This is a genomic window from Acidovorax sp. AC410, assembly GCF_979253235.1.
In genome coordinates this window covers 4,542,760-4,561,093 of sequence record NZ_CEEDCG010000001.1, presented here as the reverse complement: position 1 = coordinate 4,561,093, position 18,334 = coordinate 4,542,760, and the positions used below count along the sequence as shown (strand labels likewise).

The following is an 18,334-nucleotide window of genomic DNA, read 5'->3' as shown; positions in this document are numbered from 1 at the left end:
CGTCACACGCGCCCCAAAGGCAGATACAGCGTGAGCGGTTGCCCGGCAAAGGCCGTGAACCCATAGTGTTCGTAGAAGCTCCTGGCCTGCGCATCTTTGGCATCCACGATCAGCGCGTAGGCGGCAACCTGCTCGCGCACCTTCAGGCAACGGTCCACGGCACACCCCATCAGCAGCCGCCCGATGCCCTGCCTGCGGCGGTCGGTGGCCGTTGCCATGCGCCCCATGCGAAAACAGGGCACCGGGTAGCGCGGCAGGCGTTTGCGATCGGCATCGCCCAAATCCGCGACATCCACTTCGGCAGCACTCAGGGTGTAGTAACCCAGGATCTTCGCAGGCTCCTCGGAGTCGACGAGCACAAACACCGAGGTGATGCCGCGCCGCCGGTGCTGATCGGCAAAGCGCTGCAAGTAGCCATTGAGTGCGGGAACACCGCAGTCGAATCCGGCCCGGTCATGAACGATCGGGTCCAGCGCAGCCTCTTCAAGCACGCCTCACCTTGCCCCTGGCCTGCGCAACAGCGTCTTGCAACGCAACGTTGGGCGTGAACGCGCCTTCCAGCGCATTGGCAAATGCCGCGAAGTCCTGCCGAGACAGGGTGATGCGCGACTCGCGCTCGAGCAGTTGCTGGGCCTTTTCCTTGGCCGCAGCGCGCACGAAGCCGGCCATGGTCGTGCCCATCAAGGCGGCCGCCTTGGCGATGACATCCTTCTCATCGGCGTCCATCTTGAGATCGAAACGGGCGGCAGTGGTCATGGCAGCGCTCTCCAAAAATACGGTATTTTACCGTATCTACTGGAGTTCTGGGAATGCAAGCGCACCCCGCCCCCCAGTGCCTACCGCATCACCAACCCGCCATCCACAAACAGCACCTGCCCCGTCATGAACCCGCTCCAGTCCGACGCCAGAAAGAGCACGGGCCCTGCCACGTCTTCGGGCCGGGCGATGCGCCGCAGCGGCGTGGCCGCCATCAGCGATTCGCGAAACGACTCCTGGGTGGACTGGCTGGCCTGCGTGGGGTAGACCAGCCCGGGAGCCACGCAGTTCACGCGGATGCCCAGGGGCCCGAGCTCGGTGGCCAGGTTGCGACTGAAGGCCACCAGCGATGCCTTGGCCGTGGTGTAGTCGTGGTAGGGCACGACAGGGTGCTCCACCAGGTTGCTGGCGATGTTCACGATGGCGCCCTGCGCCCGCTGCTTGAACAGCGGCAGCACCGCACGGCACACGTTGAAGGCGCCACCCACCGCACCGTCGAACTGCGCCTGGTAGTCGCTCCAGAGCAGGTCGTCGAACAGCGTGCGGCGCTGGGGGTCGAAGGCGTAGGGCCGAAAGGCGTTGTTCACCACGATGTCGATGGGGCCGAGCTCGCGCACCACCGCATCGACCATGGCCTGCACCGCAGGCGCTGACCCCACATCGGCCTTCACCGCCCAGGCTTCGCCGCCGCCGGCCTGGCATGCCGCCACGGTGTCGGCGGCAGCGGCGTGGTTGGAGAGGTGGTTGATGGCCACCGTCGCCCCCTCCTGCGCAAACGCCGTTGCGATCGCGGCGCCGATGCCCCGGCTGGCCCCGGTGACCAGCACCACCTTGCCCTGGAACTTCATGGGCAAGCCCTCACGCCGTTGGGAGCAGGCTGGTGTCCACCACGTCCGTTACCTTGATCTGGCGCTGCACCAGGCCCAGCGCGCGGTAGGCGTCGGCGCCCTTCTGCAGGGAGTCGAGGTTGAAGGCGCCCAGCTTGGCGCCGGCTGCGGACGGCAGCGACGAGGCATTGCGCAGGCGGATCACCTCCAGGTTGATGTCGCGCTGGGTGCCGTCGATGGCGTACTTGACGGCCAGGGTCGCGGCCTCCTCGGGGTTGGCGATCATCCAGGCGGCACTGTCGCGGTAGCCCTTGAGGAAGGCGCGCAGCAGCTCCTTCTTTTGCGGCAGGGTCTCGTCGCGCACCACGAAGAGGTCGCTCGATACGTTCAGGTAGTCACGCACCTGCATCACGTTGACCTCGCCGATGCCTTTGCGCTGCCCCACCACCAGGCCGGTGTCGGTGGCGGCCGTGGCATCCACCTGGCCCTGCAGCAGCGGCGCGAAGTTGAGCAGGCCGGTGACGACGATGGTCACGTCCGACTCCTTGAGCCCCGCCTGGTGCAGCATCACCAGCAGGTTCTGGCGCGTGCCGCTGGCCAGGCTGTACACGCCGATCTTCTTGCCCTTGAGGTCTGCCGGCTTGTGGATGTTGGCGGACTTGAGCGAGACCACGTTGAACACGTTCTGCGGATAGATGTCGTAGATGGCGGTGAGCTTTTCGCCCTTGTCCAGCGCCGTGAAGAAGGAGCCGGGGTCGGTGAACGCCACATCGGCCTGGCCGCTGAGCATGTTGCGGATGGCATCGCCACCGCCGGCCCCGGGCGCGTAGCCCAGCTCGACGCCCTGGGCCTTGAAGAAGCCCTTTTCGGGCTCGGCAAGCAGGTTGGTGATTTCGCTGATGGGCTTGCTCCAGCCGCCGACGGTGATCTTGCCCTTGGACTGCGCGGTGGCCAAGCCCGCGAATGGCAAGGCGGCAAAGCCCGCGGATGCGCCCAGCAGGGTGCGGCGGGAAATGGGCAGGGAGTAGGTGGAGGTGTTCATGGCAATCAAGGGTTGTCGAGGTAAGGGGTCAAAAGCCGGCGCTCCAGCAGCAGCGTGGCCTGGTAGAGCACCAGCCCGATGAGGGCGATGAGAAAGAGCGCGGCGAACATCAGGGCGGTGTCCATCATTCCCTGCGAGGCGATGACCACGGCGCCCAGCCCCTGGCTGGCGCCGATGAATTCGCCCACGACAGCGCCGACCAGCGCCAGCACCACGGCCATGCGCAGGCCGGCCAGGATGGAGGGCAGCCCTACGGGCAGCTTGAGGCGCAGCAGCGTCTGCCAGCGCGTGGCGCCCAGCATGCGAAAGAGTTGCAGCCGCTGCGGGTCCACGTGCTTCAGGCCCGTCAGCGTGTTCTCCATCAGCGGAAAAAAGCAGATCAGTCCCGTGATCAGCGCCGTGGGCGCGATGCCAAAGCCGAACCACAGCACGAACAAGGGCGCCAGCGCCAGCTTGGGCACCACCTGGCTGACCACCACGTAGGGCCTGAACACGCGTTCGAGCAGGGTCGATTCGGCCAGGGCCATGCCCATCAGCAGGCCGGCCACACCGCCACCCACCAGCCCCAGCACAAGCGCCGACACCGTGGCCCGGATGTGGGGCCAGAAGTAACCGGTGGCCACCCCGTTCCATAGCGCGGCGCCCACGGACGAAGGCGCGGGCAGCACCAGCGCCGACAGGCCGGAACGGCGCACAGCCAACTCCCACGCTGCCAGCAGCACCAGCAGCAGCGCAGCGGAGAGGAGCCGGGCTTGCAAGGTGCTCAGCTTCATGCGGCCACCCTATCCATGCTTTTGCGCACCTGCGCGCAGTAGCCGTTGAACGGTGCCTCGTCGCGCATGGCCTGCACATGCGGGCCCGGCAGGTCGATGCGGATGTCGTCCACGATGCGGCCGGCATGCATCACGGCGATGCGGTCGCCCAGGTACACCGCCTCGTTGATGTCGTGCGTGACGAACAGCACCGTGGTGCCGCGCTGGCGGCAGGTGTGCAGCAGGTCGTCCTGCAGCTCGGCACGGGTGATGGCGTCGAGCGCGGCAAAGGGCTCGTCGAGCAGCAGCAGCGCGGGCTCCAGCACCAGCGCACGCGCCAGCGCCACGCGGCTTTGCTGCCCGCCGGACAAATGCCGCGGGTAGTGCTGCGCATGCGCGGCCAGGCCCAGCTGGTCCAGCAGCGCCTTGGCGCGCTCCACATCGCCCGCCCCCGGGCCGCGCTGCAGGGACACGGGCAGCAGCACGTTGTCGATGGCGCTTTTCCAGTCGAGCAGGGTTGGCGCCTGGAACATGAAGCCCAGCTGCGGCCCGGGCGCCAGCAGTTCCTGCCCCTGCAGCAACACGCGGCCCGCCTGCGGCCGCAGCAGGCCCGCAGCCAGTTGCAGCAGCGTGGTCTTGCCGCAGCCACTGCGCCCCACCAGGCAGTGGATCTCACCGGCCTGCATGCGCCAGTCGATGCCATCCACCACCGGCGGCCGGCCGGGGTAGGTGAAGACCAGCTGCTCCATCGCAAGAAAGCTCATGACCGGACTTCAGTCTGCATAGGGCGCAAACGGCTCGGCCGCCAATTCGGCGGATTGCTCGATCTCGGTCATGCGCACCAGGTCGAGCAGGTTGAAGCGGCCATCGTGGTGCCAGCCAGCCTCGGGCGCGCTCATCGAGCCAATGGCGCTGATGCGCGTGACTCCCACCGCGCCCAGCAGCCCGGCCAGCCGGTACAGCTCGGCCGGCGCAGCGGCGATGCCGGCGGTCTGCAGAAAGCGGCTGTGCGGCGCCACCAGGGGCACCACATCGTCGAGCGCATCCACGCCCACCACCTGGATGGTGCGCTGCGTCGCGGTGGGCGCCAGGGGCTGCAGCGTGTCGCTGTAGGCCACGCTCCAGGCGGCAGAAGAGGCACCGATCAGTTGGTCTGCGGGCCCTTCGGCGCTGGCAGACAGTGCCTTCCATTCCACGCCCTGCTGCCATCTGGCCACGGCGGCTAAATCCTCCACCTCCAGCGGCCGGCGTGGAAAGCGCCGGTGCAGATTGGCCAGCTCGCCCGCCAGGTAGCCGGCAAAGGCGCGTGGTGACACCGCCCCGCCGCGCTGCACATAGAAGACATGCGGCGAATAGCAGCCCTGCTGGTCGTAGCGCATCACGTCCCACGCAGCCAGCCGCGCGATGGCTGGCGCCTTGAGCGTATCGAGCGCCGTGGCGCTGATCACGCCAAAGCCAAGCTTGTGCCCATGGGGCAAAAACCGCGTGGTCACCGGCAGGCGCCGGCGGATCGCGTCCAGCGCCTCATTGCCGCCATAGGCCAGCACCGTGTCGGCCTGGGCATAGAGGGCCGAGGCGCCGCCCGATGCACCGTCCTCCCCCGCGCCGCGCCACCAGACGACGGCAAAGCAATCGGCAATGGGCGGATGCACCTCGGCCAGCAGGCGCGCGAACCAGCCCGCGAACAAGGGCTCGGCACTGGGCAGCTTGCCGATGTTGCCGGCCTTGACCAGCAGGCCGCAGACCATGCTCCACAGCGCCAGCGCGGGCACGTTGCCGGCCCAGTTGTGTACCAGCAGGTCGGGGCCGAAGGCGCGCACCGCGCCGCCCTTGGGCGTGGGCTGAAACCCGTCGAGCACCTTGGGGTTGGCAAAGTCCTCTGCCACAAAGCGGTGCAGCTGCGCTGCGCGAAAGGTCTTGAAGAAGCCCGTGAGCCCCAGGCGCACCATGTCGCTGTCATAGCCGCTGACCACGGGCAGATACGCCTCGGCCTGCCGGCGGTAGGGGTCGCTGCGGTCCAGCAGGCGGGCGATGGCCTGGTCGATGACGGCAATGATCTCCGACACCGCCATGGTCTTGAGGCGCCGGGCGCTGGCCTGGCGCACGCGCGCTGCCAGCGCATCCATCTGCGCGGCGGACAGCACCGGCACTGACACCTCCAGCACGTGCCGCCCCTCCTGCCCCTCCCCGCCCTGCGCAAACGACAGCACCTGCCAATCGACCTCGGCAGCATCGAGCCCCGGCAGGTAGCCCGCATGGATGCGGTGGGGCTGCACAGTCATGCCGCCATGGCCCCCACGAACTCCTCGACCGCCAGCGAGCAGCCCTTGGCCTCGACGCCCTCGGCCCGGCCCAGCAGCAAAAAGCCGCCCTCGGCCTCCAGGCCCACGTCTTCCGTGAGGATGGTGGTGACCGAATTGAAGTTGGCCAGGTCGCAGTGCACCAGGATGCCGCGCTCGCCCGCAGGCACCGTGCGCCCCGTGACCGGATCGACCAGGCGCGAACGGATCCAGTGCGGCCCCGACTTGACCGACGGCACCGATGCATTGCCATCGTCATAGAACTGCGTGCTCAGCTCCGTCATGCCATACATGTTGGTGCAGTGCGTGCGCGGCACGCCCAGCGCCTGCGACAGCTCGTCATAGAAAGCATCCAGCGGCAGCTCGCGCGACTGCCCCTTGTAGCCGCCGGTGTCCAGGATGCGGCTGCCCGGCGGCAGCTGGAAGGCCCGGCCCTGCTGGCGCAGGGCGTCGATCACATGCACAAAGCTGAAGCTCGCGCCCAGCAGCGCATACGGCTCGCCGCTGCGCTCGGCCGCCGCCAGTGCAGCCCACAACCCGTCGAGGTCCATGCCCTGCGGCGTGACGAAGGTCTGGCTGGCGCTGCTGGCGCCAAAGGCCGACTTGGCCAGGTCCAGGTAGTGCGCCAGCGACGAGTTGGGCATGGCCACCTCGTCGGGGAACAGGATGCCCATGGGCATGCGATCCACACCGCGCATGAAGCGCTGCGCGAAGTTGCGGGTCATCGACAGGTCGTACACATCGAGCAGCGGGTGGAAGTGCTGCCCGCGCGTACTGCCGCCGCGCGTGGTGCCGCTGGTCATGAAGATGCGGTCGCCTGCGGCCGGTGGCTCGCAGCGCAGCGGCAGGGCCTTGAAGGCATCGATGGGCACGGCAGGAATGTCCGCCCACGACTTCACGCTGCGCAGGTTGACGCCGCGCAGCCGGCAAAAGCTCTGGAACGGCTGGTTGGCCGCGTACTGGTGCGCGAACAGGCGCAGGGCCATCTGGTCGAACTGCCCGTCCGTGCAGCCATCCATCGCGATGAATTCGAGGAGGTCTGCCACCAGCGGAGTGACCTTGTGCATGAGCGAGCGTCCTTGTGTTGTCTTTGACAGGATGCTCCGAGGTCACCCTGCGCATCGACGGCACAGCGCAGCAAAATGCGCCCGCATCGGGAGGGGTGAAGCTCTTCTTCCGCCGGAATTACCCGGTTCAAGTTCTCGGGTGTGGATCTCAGCACTTGCGTGCACCCCGGAGCGAAGGCGCGATTTTAACCTGCCGCCGGGAAAGAGCCCCCTTCCGCGCCAAAGCCAACCGGATACCATCGCGCAGACGCCGGAAGGGCACAACGATCCGGCAGACAATGAACCTGTATGGAGCACAACGCACACTTGAGCAAGAAGGCGGCGGAACGCGACAAGGCGCTGCGGGAATCTGCTTCCAAAAGGTCATCGGCCGACACACTGTGGGCCCATCATGAACCATTGAGACCAGCAAGGAGAGAGGAAATATGAGAGGAACGCTGCTGCTTTTCCTGGTGGCCATGGCTGCGGTTCTGCCCGTACGGGCGGAAACGGCCAAGGAGATGGCCGATGACTATGGGCTGGTGCGCATCAACGCAAAGATTTGCCGCGCAAAGTACGAGGTGGGCGCATTGAATACCCAGACCGGCGCCACGAGTGGCCAAGAGGCCTACGGCGAATTCCTCACCTGCAAGACAGGGGTGATCAAGCAGGCCAAGGCCATCTACACCAGGCTGCTGCCGAGGCTCAAGACGGCAGATGCCAAGCGCGACCTCAAGGACTTCCAGGTAGCCCTCATGACCTCCATCGAAACCGGTGAACCCAGGGACGGTGAGCTGAAAATCCATTACCAGCAGCGCCATTCCGCCATGGACGCCAGGATCGAGGACGCCTGGCAGCGCCTTCAGCTGAACTTCTGACGCGCACACACCTGTCGCAGGGAGCCCTGGCACGGCTCTCCAAGCGTGCGCACCTGCGGCTGCAAGGCAGCGGCATCGCCAAAAAACAGCGCATCTTTCAAAAAAGCGCAAGGTTTTCTGCGAATCCTGTCGATTCCCCGTCGCCCGCTTCGTCGTGAAGGCATCAGCCACCATCACCCAAGGATTGATCCATGAAATACCTCGGCCTCGCCTACTTCGCCCCCGAAAAATTCGCCGCCATGGCGCCCGCCGAGGTGCAGGCCCTGGTGAGCCAGTGCCCCGCCCTGGACGAGAAGATGCGCGCCACGGGCAAGGTGCTGGTGTCCGCCTCGCTGGGCGACGTCGAGCACTGGGTCACGCTGCGCCCGCGCGCTGGCAAGGCGCAGATCAGCGACGGCCCCTTCACCGAGTCCAAGGAGATGGTGGGCGGCCTGTTCATCATCGAGGCGGACAGCCGTGAAGAGGCGGTGCAACTTGCCTCCATGCACCCGGCGGCCACGCTGGGCGAGGCGGGCGGCTGGGGCGTCGAGCTGATTCCCATGGATTTCTTCCTGGCCGCCGCTTGAGCCTGCCCCGGGGTGGGCCGGCGCATGCCCTGCGCCCCACCCCAGCGCCCGCATGCCGGGTACGGCCCCTCGGCCCCCGCCTTGGTGCGGGGGCTGCGAGATAACGCCCCATCCGAGCCATCTTTGCCTATGATGTCTGGACAACCGCTCCAGAGGGCGCCATGAACATCGACACAACGTCTTTGATTCAGGACATGGGAATCAATGCCGGGCTGCTGTCGTTTCTGGCGGCGCTGTACAGCATTGTCATCAGCGGCCAGCGCCACCCCGACCCGGCCGTGGTGCACCAGCGGCGCAGATGGCTGCCCTGGGTCACGGGGCTCATGTTCGGCGTGACCGGCATCCTGACCATGCTCGTGCCCCTGCGCCTGGCCGAGGGCGTGATCGTCGACACCCGCTTGGTGATGACCGGCCTTGCCGGGGCCTACCTGTCGCCCTTGAGCGCCTTGCTGTGCGCGGCGGTGCTGGGCGCCTACCGGCTCAGCCTGGGCGGCATCGGCAGTGGCCCCGCCATGGTCGGCATTGCGCTGACCACCGCCATCGGCTGGTTCTGGCAGCGCCACCGACCGTTCTTCTCCACCCTGCGCCTTGGCGGCACCCTGGCCGACGGGCTCTGGCTGGTGGGGCTTGGCTTCAGCCTGGCGGCAGGCGGCATGCTGGCCATACAGACCTTGCCGCCAGACATTGCACGGGCGGTCACCGCACGGTCGTGGCTGGCCGTGCTGGTGGTCTACCCCATCGGCACCGTCCTGCTGGGTTTTCTGCTGGACAACACCCAGAAGCTGAGCCAGCGCGAAGAGGCCCTGGCCCAGACCGCCGAGACCTTGAAAAACATGCTCGCCGAAGCGCGCCAGGCCGCCAGCGTGTTCGTCAACAGCAAGGACACCATCGCCATCGTGCAGCCGGACGGCACCGTACTCGATGTCAACCCGACATACAGCAACGTGCTGGGCTATTCGCGCGAAGAGCTGATCGGCAAATCATCGGCCGTTCTGCGCATCGACGAGGGCGGTGAAGCCACTTTTCTGCGCCGGGTCGCACAGGCCATCGAGCGCGGCGGCCGATGGCACGGCGAGCTGATCCGGCGCCGCAAGAATGGCGAGGCCTTTGTCTCCGAAGTCACCATCGAAGGCATCAAGGACCCCGACGGTGTGGTGCGCAAGTGGGTCTCGGTCGGCAAGGATGTGACCGAGCAACGGCACCTGGAGCAGGTGCTGCAGCAGTTTGGCAACTACGACGCCCTGACCGGCCTTTCCAGCCGGCGCCTGTTCACCAAAGAGTTCAATGCCAGCCTGCAGCATGGCGCGCAGACCGACAGCATCCTGGCCCTGTGCCTGCTGGACATCGACCAGTTCAAGGACCTCAACGACCAGTGGGGCCAGCCCATGGCGGACCGGTTTCTTCGGGTGTTTGCCCAACGCCTCAGAAAAGAGGCGGGGACCGAGAGCCTCATTGGGCGCACCGGAGGCGACGAATTCGCCGTCGTGCTGAAGAACTGCCAACACACCGATGCCGCACTGCAGCAGCTGGAAAGCCTGCGCCTGGCACTCGCGCAGACCGCAACGCTGGATGGCGTCGCGCTGCGCCTGACCTGCAGCGCAGGGGTCACCTTCTACCCCGACGACATGGCCGACGCCGACGGCCTGCTGCGCCACGCGGACCTGGCCCTGTACGCCGCCAAGGAACAGGGCAAAGACCGCATCGTGGTGTTCGACGTTCAGCAAGGCCAGAGGGTGCAGGCGCGCAGGCACACCGCCAAGCTGGTCGAAGACGCGCTGCTGCAAGGCGAAATGGAGCTGTTCTTTCAGCCCAAGGTCCGCATCTCCGACGGCCAGGTCATCGGTGCCGAGTGCCTGATCCGGTGGAACCATCCTGAACGGGGGCTGTTGGCGCCGGGCGCGTTTCTGGAGGACATCGTGGGCACCCCGGTGGCCAACAAGCTGGACTACTGGGTGCTGGACGCCGCCTTCCAGGCCGGGCACACCCTGGCATCCCAGGGCAACCCGCTGCCGCTGAGCATCAACATCACCGTATCCACGCTCATCGACAGCCGCTTTCAGCTGCAAGCCGCCCAACTGCTCAGACAGTACCCCGCCCTGCCCCCGCAGTTTCTGGAGGTCGAGCTGCTGGAAACCGAAACCTTCAACGACCTGTCTGCCGTGGCCTATGTCATGCAGGGCCTGAGCGAGCTGGGCATCCGGTGCTCCATCGATGATTTCGGCACCGGCTACTCCTCGCTCACCTACCTGCAGCGCCTGCCCGCCCACACCGTGAAGATCGACCAGTCCTTCGTGCGGGACATGCTGGACAACGAGCGCGACCGCACCCTGGTGCGCGGCATCGTCAGCCTGGCCCACGCCTTCAACCGGAGCGTCATCGCCGAAGGCGTGGAAACCCTGGCGCACGCCCAGGCCCTGCGCGACCTGGGGTGCGATGGCCTGCAGGGCTATGGCATTGCCAGGCCCATGCCGCTGCAGGATCTGATGGTGTGGATGCGGGCGTGGGACCCGCCGCCCGAGTGCGTGGCCTTGGCAGCCGCTCGCGCGGATGGCTAGCCCGGATAAAGCAGGCGCTTGCCCTCAGGCCGCCACCAGCCTGATCAAGGTGATTTCAGAAGGCGCCCCCAGCCGCATCGGCGGCCCCCAATAGCCCGTGCCGCGGCTCACATAGACCCACATCGTCTGCAACCGGTGCAGCCCGGCAACGAAGGGGTTCTGCAGCGGCACGAACAGATTCCACGGCCAGAACTGCCCGCCATGCGTATGGCCCGACAACTGCAGCAGGAACCCCGCTTGCGCCGCAGCCGGCGCACTGCGCGGCTGGTGCGCCAGCAGCACGCGGGTCAGGGCCTCGGGCGGCGCCCCCAGCAGTGCGCGTTGCGGATCACTGGCATGGCTGGCATCGAAGTGCCCGGCCGTGAAGTCGGTCACGCCGCCCAGCACCAACGCATCCCCATCGCCTTGCCCCGCTGCCGGCCGCAGCACCGCATGCTCGTTGAGCAGCACGCGCAGGCCCAGCCGGCGCAGCTCTGCAATCCACGGGAGCGCGCCGGCGTAGTACTCGTGGTTGCCCGTCACCACAAAGCTGCCGTGGCGCGCCTGCAGGTCGGCCAGCGGCGCAATGTGCTCGCGCAGCTCTGCCACGCTGCCGTCCACCAGGTCGCCCGTGATGGCAATGGCATCGGCCTTGAGTTCATTCACGCGGCTCACGATGCGCGCGATGTAGCCGCGCCGGATGGTGGGCCCCACATGCAGGTCGCTGAGCTGCACGATGGTGAACCCATGCAGCGCCGCAGGCAGCCCGGCCAACGGCACATCCACGCGCCGCACACCGGCGGTGCGGCGCGCGTTCCAGAACCCCAGCAGGGATGCCAGCGTGGCCACGACCACCACCGCTGCCGCACTGTCGGCCCGTGCCGAACCGCCCTCCTGCAGCCAGCCACCGGCCCACGCCCCGGCCAGCACCAGGTCACGCAGCAGCGTCAGCAAAAAGAGCGACGAGAACCAGCCCATGGCCAGCAAGCCCAGCCAGGTCCATGCGGGGCTGGCTGCGCCACGGCGGCCGGAGCGGTGCTGGAATGGCATCGGCAGTGCGATGGCCGAGACCAGCAAAGCCACCGCGAGTGCGGGCCCGGCACCCGGCCATGCAGACAGTGCCCCCACCAGGCGCAGGCCGATGTACAGGTGCAAAAGGGTTGTCAGGATGGTCAGGGGGCGCAGCGGCATGGCGGGCAGGGGTGGCGCGGCAGGGCCGCAGAAGTCGGTAGATGCGGGCATACCACTGGATATCCAGCCCGGTGGCGATGGAGGTGCGTTTGCTGCGGTCAACGTTCGGCAAGTGCAGCAGGCATTGACGGCACTGAGTCCTTGCGAAGGCAAGCCGCAGGCCTGGAGCGCATTGCCCTGGCTGCTGAGGCTGACTCAGAGGCTGAGAATTTTTTGACCGTGCCCGAAAGGCGCGCCACAACGCCCTGGATCTAGGCGCAAAGCGCAGCCATAGCTCGGGCTATGGCGAGCATTTGCAACGACGAGCCGGGGTGTTTTGGCGTGCAAGGTGGGCATGGACGAAATATTCTCAGCCTCTCAGCCCAAGCGCTACTTGGCCTGCGCGAACCTTTGGCGGAACTGCAGGCCTGGGAGGCATCTTGTCTCAGAGGATCGCAAGGGAGAGCGAGCAACTTTCAGCGCTTGAAATGCCCGGGCAGCGCCACGACCCGCTGGCGGGACAGAAGCCACCAAGCGGTATTGATGGCCGGAATTGCCCCCGCCATGGCGGCAAATCCTGCAGCCGACTGCCACGGCGCAGCCTTTGCCAGTTCCCACGCTGCCAAGCCCAACGCACCGACAAGCACAAGTACGTTGGCCGCACCGGCCAGAGTGAGTAGCCGACCCGGAACGCCGCCAAGCGCCGCAGCGCACAGTGCCAGCGCAAAAGCCGCAGGAGCCAGCTGACTCAACAGCATCGCTGGGCTATGCCATGGGCTCCGTAGCAGTGTGATGGCCCCTAAGCAAAAGAAGAAGCCTAAAAGATTGATGAGAAAGAGCACAACGCAAGTCGCTGGGCTCGGCTTGGCGATGTGCAGGGATGACAGCATGGCGCAATTGTGCAGGAGCGAAGAAACAGCCCGCACTGAGCAGGCCGAAGCGGAAGGGTGCTGAGAGTGCGCCAGCGTACGACTCAGGGCGCAGTGTCTGGCGCGCTCGGGTCCACCGGCTCATTCGGCCGGGCTGGCTGTTCGGTGCTGGGCGGCAGGTCGCCCGGCGGCCGGGGCAGGTTGTCCGGCACTTGATGCAGCGGGTGGTCTTTGGGGTCTGTGGCCATGGTGTGCTCCTGTTGAAAGAAACATTGGGCGCCCTGTCGAGGCGCTGGGCCGTAGGAGGTGGGCGTGAAAAAGCCCTGGCGCTGCAGCAATGCCAGTCAGTAACCCTGACTGGATTTTTTGTTGGGAGCGCGATTTTTGACACCCCTGGGGAAGCTGCGTTCGGTGCGACGCGGTGGCAGCACGAAGTGACGGAACCGCTCCAGCAAGGCTGCCAACTGCCTGGGCAAGGTGCCGGCTGAACTCAGACGGCCAGGACGAACCGTTCATCCTCTACCGCATGCACCCACCCGATGCAGGCCAGGGCCACCACGCGAGGAACAGGCTTTTCCCCGCTCAGGTAGTAGCCCAGCATGCGCCGCGACAGGCCCAGGGCGTCGGCGGCCTGCTGCTGGGTCATGCCGTGCCGGTGCATCCATACCACGATGCCTTCATGCGAGTAACCGCCCGCCTGCTCCACGGCGCGCGCACGCAGGTTGTCGGCCGCCAGTTCGAGGTCGTCGGTCCCCCAGGTGACGGTGCGGCCCCAATCGCCCAGCTTGGCCCGCTTGAAGGTGGCGGGATCAGCCAGGGCGGCCAGGGTCGGGTGCCGCTGGATGACCTTGTTCAGGTTCACATCAAAAGTCGCTTCGTCGGCGAAGACCAAATGCAGAATGCCGCCTGCCTTGGCCTTCACCGCGGTGAGGGTGAAAGCTTTGCTCATGGGTTCAGTACCTTCCATTGTTGAGACAGATACACGCCGTTGGCTGCTGCCCAGGTCAGTGCGTCGATCAGTTCGCGTGCGGGAACCGAACCACGCATGACGGCCAGCGTTGAGATTTCCACCAAGGCTTCGCGACCGTCGTTCATCAGCACATGGAAGTGGGGAGGAAGATGGTCACCAGCGTACATGGTGATCTTGCTTTGGGGGAATCGGGCAAGTGTCGGCACGGGATGAATTTTATGCGCAATGGTTGCACAGTGCAATGATTGCACAGCAATACATGCAAAACTCTCAACGGGGGGCGAGCGCGGTGGCTATGGCATGGTGGCGATTCGCCGGGGCCGATGGCCACTCCTGGGGCCTGTGCGTGCACTGTGCTTGAGGTCTCGCCAAACCAATTTTCGCTGCCCCACCCGCCGCACCGCATGATCATCTCGGCGCGATGATGGATGTTTTAGCAAAGCCCAACAGCCTCATCAGGCGATCTGCGGCCTGCGGGGGGCCGCTTCCAAGTCCTTGTCCAGCAGGCAGTCGATGAAAGCACTGAGAAGGGCGGGTCGATGTTGCCTGTTCGGGTAATACAGGAACAGCCCGGGGCGCGAGATCGACCAGTCCGCCAGCACCTGGACCAGGCGGCCCTGGGCCAGAAGCTCACCCACGCCATCCCGCTCGAAGTGGTAGGCAATGCCGAGCCCATTGAGCGCAGCAGCAACGCCAATGTCGGCATGGTTGGTGACGACGGGGCCGTCCACCGCTACATCGAGCCGTTGCCCCTTTTTCTCGAACTCCCAGTGGTAGTGCCTGCCGTCCATCTGCAGCCGCCAGTTGATGCAGGCGTGGCGGTGCAGATCGGCGGGTGTTCTGGGTGTGCCCCGGGCCGCAAGGTAGCCGGGGGACGCCACGGCAACCATGTCCAGGTCGGGTGTAAGGCGCACGGCAATCATGTCCTTCTCAACCCGCCCACCCACGCGGATGCCCGCGTCGAAGCGGCCCACGACGATATCGGCCAGCGCGTCGTCGACCACGATGTCGAGCACCACGTCAGGGTACGCCTGGTGAAAGCGTGACAGCCTGGGCGCAATGATGGTTCTGGCGGCAATCCCCAGCGTGTTGATGCGAAGCGTGCCCGTGGTCTGCCCTGCGGCTTCACTGGCTTCGGCCACTGCAGCATCCATTTCGCGAAACAGCGGGGCGATGCGCCCATAGAGCTGCTCGCCACTGGCCGACGGCGCGACGCTGCGTGTCGTGCGATTGAGAAGGCGCGTGCCGATGCGGGCTTCGAGCTGCCGAATGGTCTGGCTGAGCGCAGAAGGCGACAGGCCCAGATGCTCTGCCGCCCGGGCAAAGCTCTTGCGTTCGACCACGGCAGCGAAGGCTTTCAGCTCAGCGAATTCGAACCCGCGCATTATGTATTCCTTTCTACACAGCCCATGCGGATTCTAGGATATTCCCTAAATGGACCCCGGCGCGCATCCTCAGGTCTTCATCAACCCCATGGAGCCATCGACATGAACACCTTGACCCTTCCCGAACCCATCGCCGCGTACTTTGCGGCCGAACACAAGCCCGAGGCCCTGGCGCGTTGCTTCACTGCGCAAGCCGTCATGAAGGACGATGGCCACACGTACACAGGCGTCGATGCCATCAAGGCTTTCATGGCCGAGGCATCTGCCAAGTACAGCGCTACCACCGTTCCGTTCGCGTTGGAGCGTGAGGACGGTTGTCAGATCGTCAAGGCCAAGGTGACGGGCAACTTTCCAGGCAGCCCCATCGACCTGTCCTACCGCTTTCGCCTTGAACGCGGCCTGATCGCAGCGCTGGAGATCAAGGCATGAGCTTCGACCTCCAACTTCAAGGCAAGCGTGCCGTCGTCACGGGCGGCACCAAGGGTTTGGGCGCGGCCCTCGTCCAGAGCCTGCAGGATGCGGGCGTGCAGGTGATGACCACTGCGCGCTCTGCGCCTGACAAGCCGCTGGAAGGTGTGGCGTATGTCCAGACCGACTTGACCACTGCAGAGGGCGTGGCACAGCTTGCGCGCGCAGTCACCGAACGCTGGGGCGGCGTGGACATCGTGATCAATTCCCTCGGCGGCTCCAACGCGCCAGCGGGTGGCTTCGCAGCCCTCGATGACGCCATGTGGTTCAGTGAGCTGAACCTGAACCTCATGTCTGCGGTTCGTCTTGACCGGGCACTGCTGCCCGCCATGCTGGCACAGGGCGCAGGCGTCATCCTGCACGTGACCTCGATCCAGCACGTGCTTCCGCTGCCGGAGTCGACCACCGCCTACGCCGCGGCCAAGGGGGCCCTTTCGACCTACAGCAAATCCTTGTCGAAGGAGGTCACGCCCAAGGGTGTTCGGGTTCTGCGCGTCTCGCCAGGCTGGATCGAGACCGAGGCTTCGGTGGTGTTCGCCGAGCGAATGGCAGCCCAGGCGGGCACCGACTACGAGGGCGGCAAGAAGATGGTGATGGACTGGCTCGGCGGAATCCCCGTCGGCAGGCCCGCCAGGCCGCAGGAGGTCGCAGACCTGATCACCTTCCTGGTGTCGCCGCGCGCGGCATCGGTGGCGGGTTCAGAGCATGTGATCGATGGCGGGACGGTTCCTACGGTTTAGTTTGGAACCCTCAGCTTGGTCGGTCGGCAAAGTCTTTCAAAAGGGGGCCCAGTCGGGACTGATTGGGGCTTTCCGCTTGGCCGGCCTGTGGAACACATGGACCGACCGGGCCACGGGCGAGGTGCACGGGAGCTACACCATGTCGACCATCGACGCGGACGCGCACCCGCTCATCACCCGCATGCACAAGCCCGACCCCAAGGTGGTCAGCACATTGGTGGCATCTTTAAGGTTGGCCTGCACCGCAGCCCCCCAATGAGGCCGATCGTCAAAAACAAAGCCTTCTTCATCCATCTCTCCTTGTTCTGGCCACCCTGAGTTGGCGGTCACATCTTCGTCGCCGACTCTTTCAGCGACTTCTCGCGCTCGGTCGCCTTCTTGTTGAGATGGGACTGGCTGGTGAAGAAAACTGACGTCTGATCAACTGTGTCGGAGCGCTCGCGGAGTTTCAGGGTTACAGACTTACCCTCCCAGTCCAAAGCTTCTGAGGAGAAGGTGGCTCCCATCTTGTTCTGCAGCTTCTCGGTCCATGTTCGTGTGGGCTTGCCATACCGCTCCATCAGCAACGCCTTGATGTCCCGGTAGTTGGAGTGCTTCCCATGGAGGATGACTGAGGTCACCACCCCATCGTCCCGGTCGATGTACCCGCCGTCGAACACTGGCACAGGGAAGCCTGCAATGATGATTCCGCCATAGCCAGGCCGTTCCATTGCGCAGACGGCAACCGGGTTCTTCTCCGCATCGGCCTTGACGCCGCCACACTGGCCAATTCGGTCGTTTTCAAGCTTCTCCCCGATGGGCACGCCAAACACGGCAGTGGGTTCGTTCGGCCAGCCTGCGGGCTTCTTCTGGGCCAGGGCGGAAAAGACGACCAGGCAGGCCGCTGCGATTGCAATTTTCTTCATCCCTCTCTCCTCGTTCTAGCCACTCTGGGTTGGTGCGCATGGATCCTGAGCCGCCACATGGCATGAAACCTTCAGAATGCCTTCGGAAGTGTCAGCACAGGCGTCGAGGTCAGCGCCGCGCAGTTGATCCCGCTTTGCCTGCCGACGGCGGATTGAATGGAACCGGCAATGCGAACGATGGCTGCGCCCGGTACGAAATCGATGTCATAGGTGACATCGCAGGCGCCGTAGAGATTGGTGCCGAGAAGGATGGCATTGTTGCCTGAGATGCCTCCGGTGGCCACCTCCCACGTCGCGACTGAATTCACCCGTACGACGCCGAGCGCGGTTGTGAACTGAAGGTTGCTGGCCGGCACCGCCGACAGGCCCACTGCAACCATCGAGGTTCCGTTGGTATGGACGGAAAAATAGGAGCTGCTGCTTGGATTGAAGTAAATGCCGTCATATGGCCCTGCTGCTTGTGCTGCGCCCGCTACGAGCATGGCCGCGAGGGCCGCTATTTTCTTGAGCATCGAGTTCTCCTCCTGCGCAGTCGGGGCGCTGCGCGTCGCCTGATTTCGGCTCGGCCTCAATTGCAGTGCCGAGTGCCCCACTTGCGACGGCACGAATCGCGGGTTTCCGCCGGAAATAGTACACCGCACTGTTTCAATTTGTATCCACCTCTACGGGTGATAGACAACGCCACAGCGCGGCGGGCAGTTGCACATCATGTCCCTCGGGCCGGTCGATCCCAGCCAGGGCGGCACGCAGAAGCACCCACGGGCGAGCCTATGCGGGGCAGAAGTCGGCATGGGGGAGCCCGGTGAGGGACACAAGAACGCCAAGATGCTGTTCCAGGAGTACGGCGGAGTGAGCTGACGGCGCTCGCTATAACCGCGAGCGCGCCAAGCTGGAGCCGTGGGCAAACAAAAAAGCCACCCGAAGGTGGCTGTTTGCTTTTTCCAAGACTGCTTGCTTGCAGTCTTCTTCAAGATCCCGTTGATTTCTGAAGCTGGTCTCTTCAGAAGGAACCTTGGTAGGCGCGATTGGACTCGAACCAACGACCCCCACCATGTCAAGGTGGTGCTCTAACCAGCTGAGCTACGCGCCTGTGTTGTTCTGTTCAAGACCACGATTATAGCCACAA

Annotated in this window: 21 protein-coding genes and 1 tRNA gene; 5 read left to right on the top strand and 17 right to left on the bottom strand. The window is 65.4% G+C overall.

The window, feature by feature from the left end; genetic code table 11:
* Nucleotides 1-2: 2 nt before the first annotated feature.
* The 8 genes from AC0IZS_RS21140 to AC0IZS_RS21105 form a co-directional block, all read right to left on the bottom strand.
* The gene (locus AC0IZS_RS21140; protein ID WP_471637414.1) at nt 3-491 is read right to left on the bottom strand and encodes a GNAT family N-acetyltransferase; all 489 of its coding nucleotides are present in this window, start codon (nt 489-491) and stop codon (nt 3-5) included.
* Entirely contained in the window at nt 484-756 is a 273-nt protein-coding gene (locus AC0IZS_RS21135; RefSeq protein WP_471637413.1) for a type II toxin-antitoxin system TacA family antitoxin, read from the bottom strand. The genes AC0IZS_RS21140 and AC0IZS_RS21135 overlap by 8 nt, the downstream gene beginning before the upstream one ends.
* Before the next feature lie 80 nt (nt 757-836).
* Nucleotides 837-1,604 (bottom strand): SDR family oxidoreductase, encoded by a 768-nt coding sequence (locus AC0IZS_RS21130; RefSeq protein ID WP_471637412.1) that lies wholly within the window; start codon nt 1,602-1,604, stop codon nt 837-839.
* A gap of 10 nt (nt 1,605-1,614) precedes the next feature.
* The gene (locus tag AC0IZS_RS21125) at nt 1,615-2,625 is read right to left on the bottom strand and encodes an ABC transporter substrate-binding protein (protein WP_471637411.1); all 1,011 of its coding nucleotides are present in this window, start codon (nt 2,623-2,625) and stop codon (nt 1,615-1,617) included.
* Nucleotides 2,626-2,630: 5 nt separating this feature from the next.
* Nucleotides 2,631-3,398, bottom strand: coding sequence for an ABC transporter permease (locus AC0IZS_RS21120; protein WP_471637410.1), 768 nt, complete (start codon nt 3,396-3,398; stop codon nt 2,631-2,633).
* Complete coding sequence (locus tag AC0IZS_RS21115) at nt 3,395-4,141, bottom strand: ABC transporter ATP-binding protein (protein ID WP_471637409.1); 747 nt, start codon at nt 4,139-4,141, stop codon at nt 3,395-3,397. The genes AC0IZS_RS21120 and AC0IZS_RS21115 overlap by 4 nt, the downstream gene beginning before the upstream one ends.
* 9 nt (nt 4,142-4,150) lie before the next feature.
* A complete protein-coding gene (locus AC0IZS_RS21110; protein ID WP_471637408.1) occupies nt 4,151-5,659 on the bottom strand; it encodes an acyl-CoA reductase in 1,509 nt (502 codons plus the stop codon).
* Nucleotides 5,656-6,744, bottom strand: coding sequence for a LuxE/PaaK family acyltransferase (locus tag AC0IZS_RS21105; protein WP_471637407.1), 1,089 nt, complete (start codon nt 6,742-6,744; stop codon nt 5,656-5,658). The genes AC0IZS_RS21110 and AC0IZS_RS21105 overlap by 4 nt, the downstream gene beginning before the upstream one ends.
* Nucleotides 6,745-7,169: 425 nt before the next feature.
* Between AC0IZS_RS21105 and AC0IZS_RS21100 the strand changes: the two genes are divergently transcribed.
* The 3 genes from AC0IZS_RS21100 (at nt 7,170) to AC0IZS_RS21090 (ending at nt 10,722) form a co-directional block, all read left to right on the top strand.
* On the top strand, nt 7,170-7,601 hold the full coding sequence (locus AC0IZS_RS21100) for a hypothetical protein (protein ID WP_471637406.1): 432 nt from the start codon (nt 7,170-7,172) through the stop codon (nt 7,599-7,601).
* Between the two features lie 191 nt (nt 7,602-7,792).
* Nucleotides 7,793-8,167, top strand: a complete 375-nt coding sequence (locus AC0IZS_RS21095) for a YciI family protein (RefSeq protein WP_471637405.1) — start codon at nt 7,793-7,795, stop codon at nt 8,165-8,167.
* Between the two features lie 161 nt (nt 8,168-8,328).
* Nucleotides 8,329-10,722, top strand: coding sequence for a putative bifunctional diguanylate cyclase/phosphodiesterase (locus AC0IZS_RS21090; RefSeq protein WP_471637404.1), 2,394 nt, complete (start codon nt 8,329-8,331; stop codon nt 10,720-10,722).
* Between the two features lie 24 nt (nt 10,723-10,746).
* On the opposite strand, the gene AC0IZS_RS21085 is transcribed toward AC0IZS_RS21090, so the two are convergent.
* The 6 genes from AC0IZS_RS21085 to AC0IZS_RS21060 all read right to left on the bottom strand — a co-directional run bounded on the left by AC0IZS_RS21085 (nt 10,747) and on the right by AC0IZS_RS21060 (nt 15,095).
* Entirely contained in the window at nt 10,747-11,943 is a 1,197-nt protein-coding gene (locus AC0IZS_RS21085) for a metallophosphoesterase (protein ID WP_471637403.1), read from the bottom strand.
* A gap of 404 nt (nt 11,944-12,347) precedes the next feature.
* Nucleotides 12,348-12,761 carry a hypothetical protein gene (locus AC0IZS_RS21080; RefSeq protein WP_471637402.1) on the bottom strand — a complete coding sequence of 138 codons (414 nt, stop codon included), beginning with the start codon at nt 12,759-12,761 and terminating at the stop codon, nt 12,348-12,350.
* A gap of 83 nt (nt 12,762-12,844) precedes the next feature.
* Nucleotides 12,845-12,988, bottom strand: a complete 144-nt coding sequence (locus AC0IZS_RS21075) for a hypothetical protein (protein WP_471637401.1) — start codon at nt 12,986-12,988, stop codon at nt 12,845-12,847.
* 242 nt (nt 12,989-13,230) lie between these two features.
* The gene (locus AC0IZS_RS21070) at nt 13,231-13,689 is read right to left on the bottom strand and encodes a DUF2442 domain-containing protein (protein ID WP_471637400.1); all 459 of its coding nucleotides are present in this window, start codon (nt 13,687-13,689) and stop codon (nt 13,231-13,233) included.
* On the bottom strand, nt 13,686-13,877 hold the full coding sequence (locus AC0IZS_RS21065; protein WP_471637399.1) for a DUF4160 domain-containing protein: 192 nt from the start codon (nt 13,875-13,877) through the stop codon (nt 13,686-13,688). Before AC0IZS_RS21065 ends, AC0IZS_RS21070 begins: the two co-directional genes overlap by 4 nt.
* Nucleotides 13,878-14,165: 288 nt before the next feature.
* Nucleotides 14,166-15,095: a LysR family transcriptional regulator gene (locus AC0IZS_RS21060; protein ID WP_471637398.1), complete on the bottom strand. Its 930-nt coding sequence runs from the start codon at nt 15,093-15,095 to the stop codon at nt 14,166-14,168.
* A gap of 102 nt (nt 15,096-15,197) precedes the next feature.
* Here AC0IZS_RS21060 and AC0IZS_RS21055 point away from each other — a divergent pair, with 102 nt between their 5' ends.
* Nucleotides 15,198-15,524: a nuclear transport factor 2 family protein gene (locus AC0IZS_RS21055; RefSeq protein ID WP_471637397.1), complete on the top strand. Its 327-nt coding sequence runs from the start codon at nt 15,198-15,200 to the stop codon at nt 15,522-15,524.
* Nucleotides 15,521-16,303 carry an SDR family oxidoreductase gene (locus AC0IZS_RS21050; RefSeq protein WP_471637396.1) on the top strand — a complete coding sequence of 261 codons (783 nt, stop codon included), beginning with the start codon at nt 15,521-15,523 and terminating at the stop codon, nt 16,301-16,303. Before AC0IZS_RS21055 ends, AC0IZS_RS21050 begins: the two co-directional genes overlap by 4 nt.
* A gap of 326 nt (nt 16,304-16,629) precedes the next feature.
* Here the strand turns inward: AC0IZS_RS21050 and AC0IZS_RS21045 are convergent, their stop codons facing one another.
* The 3 genes from AC0IZS_RS21045 to AC0IZS_RS21035 form a co-directional block, all read right to left on the bottom strand.
* The gene (locus AC0IZS_RS21045; RefSeq protein WP_471637395.1) at nt 16,630-17,208 is read right to left on the bottom strand and encodes a hypothetical protein; all 579 of its coding nucleotides are present in this window, start codon (nt 17,206-17,208) and stop codon (nt 16,630-16,632) included.
* Between the two features lie 71 nt (nt 17,209-17,279).
* Complete coding sequence (locus AC0IZS_RS21040) at nt 17,280-17,720, bottom strand: hypothetical protein (protein WP_471637394.1); 441 nt, start codon at nt 17,718-17,720, stop codon at nt 17,280-17,282.
* Nucleotides 17,721-18,221: 501 nt separating this feature from the next.
* A tRNA-Val gene (locus AC0IZS_RS21035) sits at nt 18,222-18,298 on the bottom strand.
* Nucleotides 18,299-18,334 lie beyond the last annotated feature (36 nt).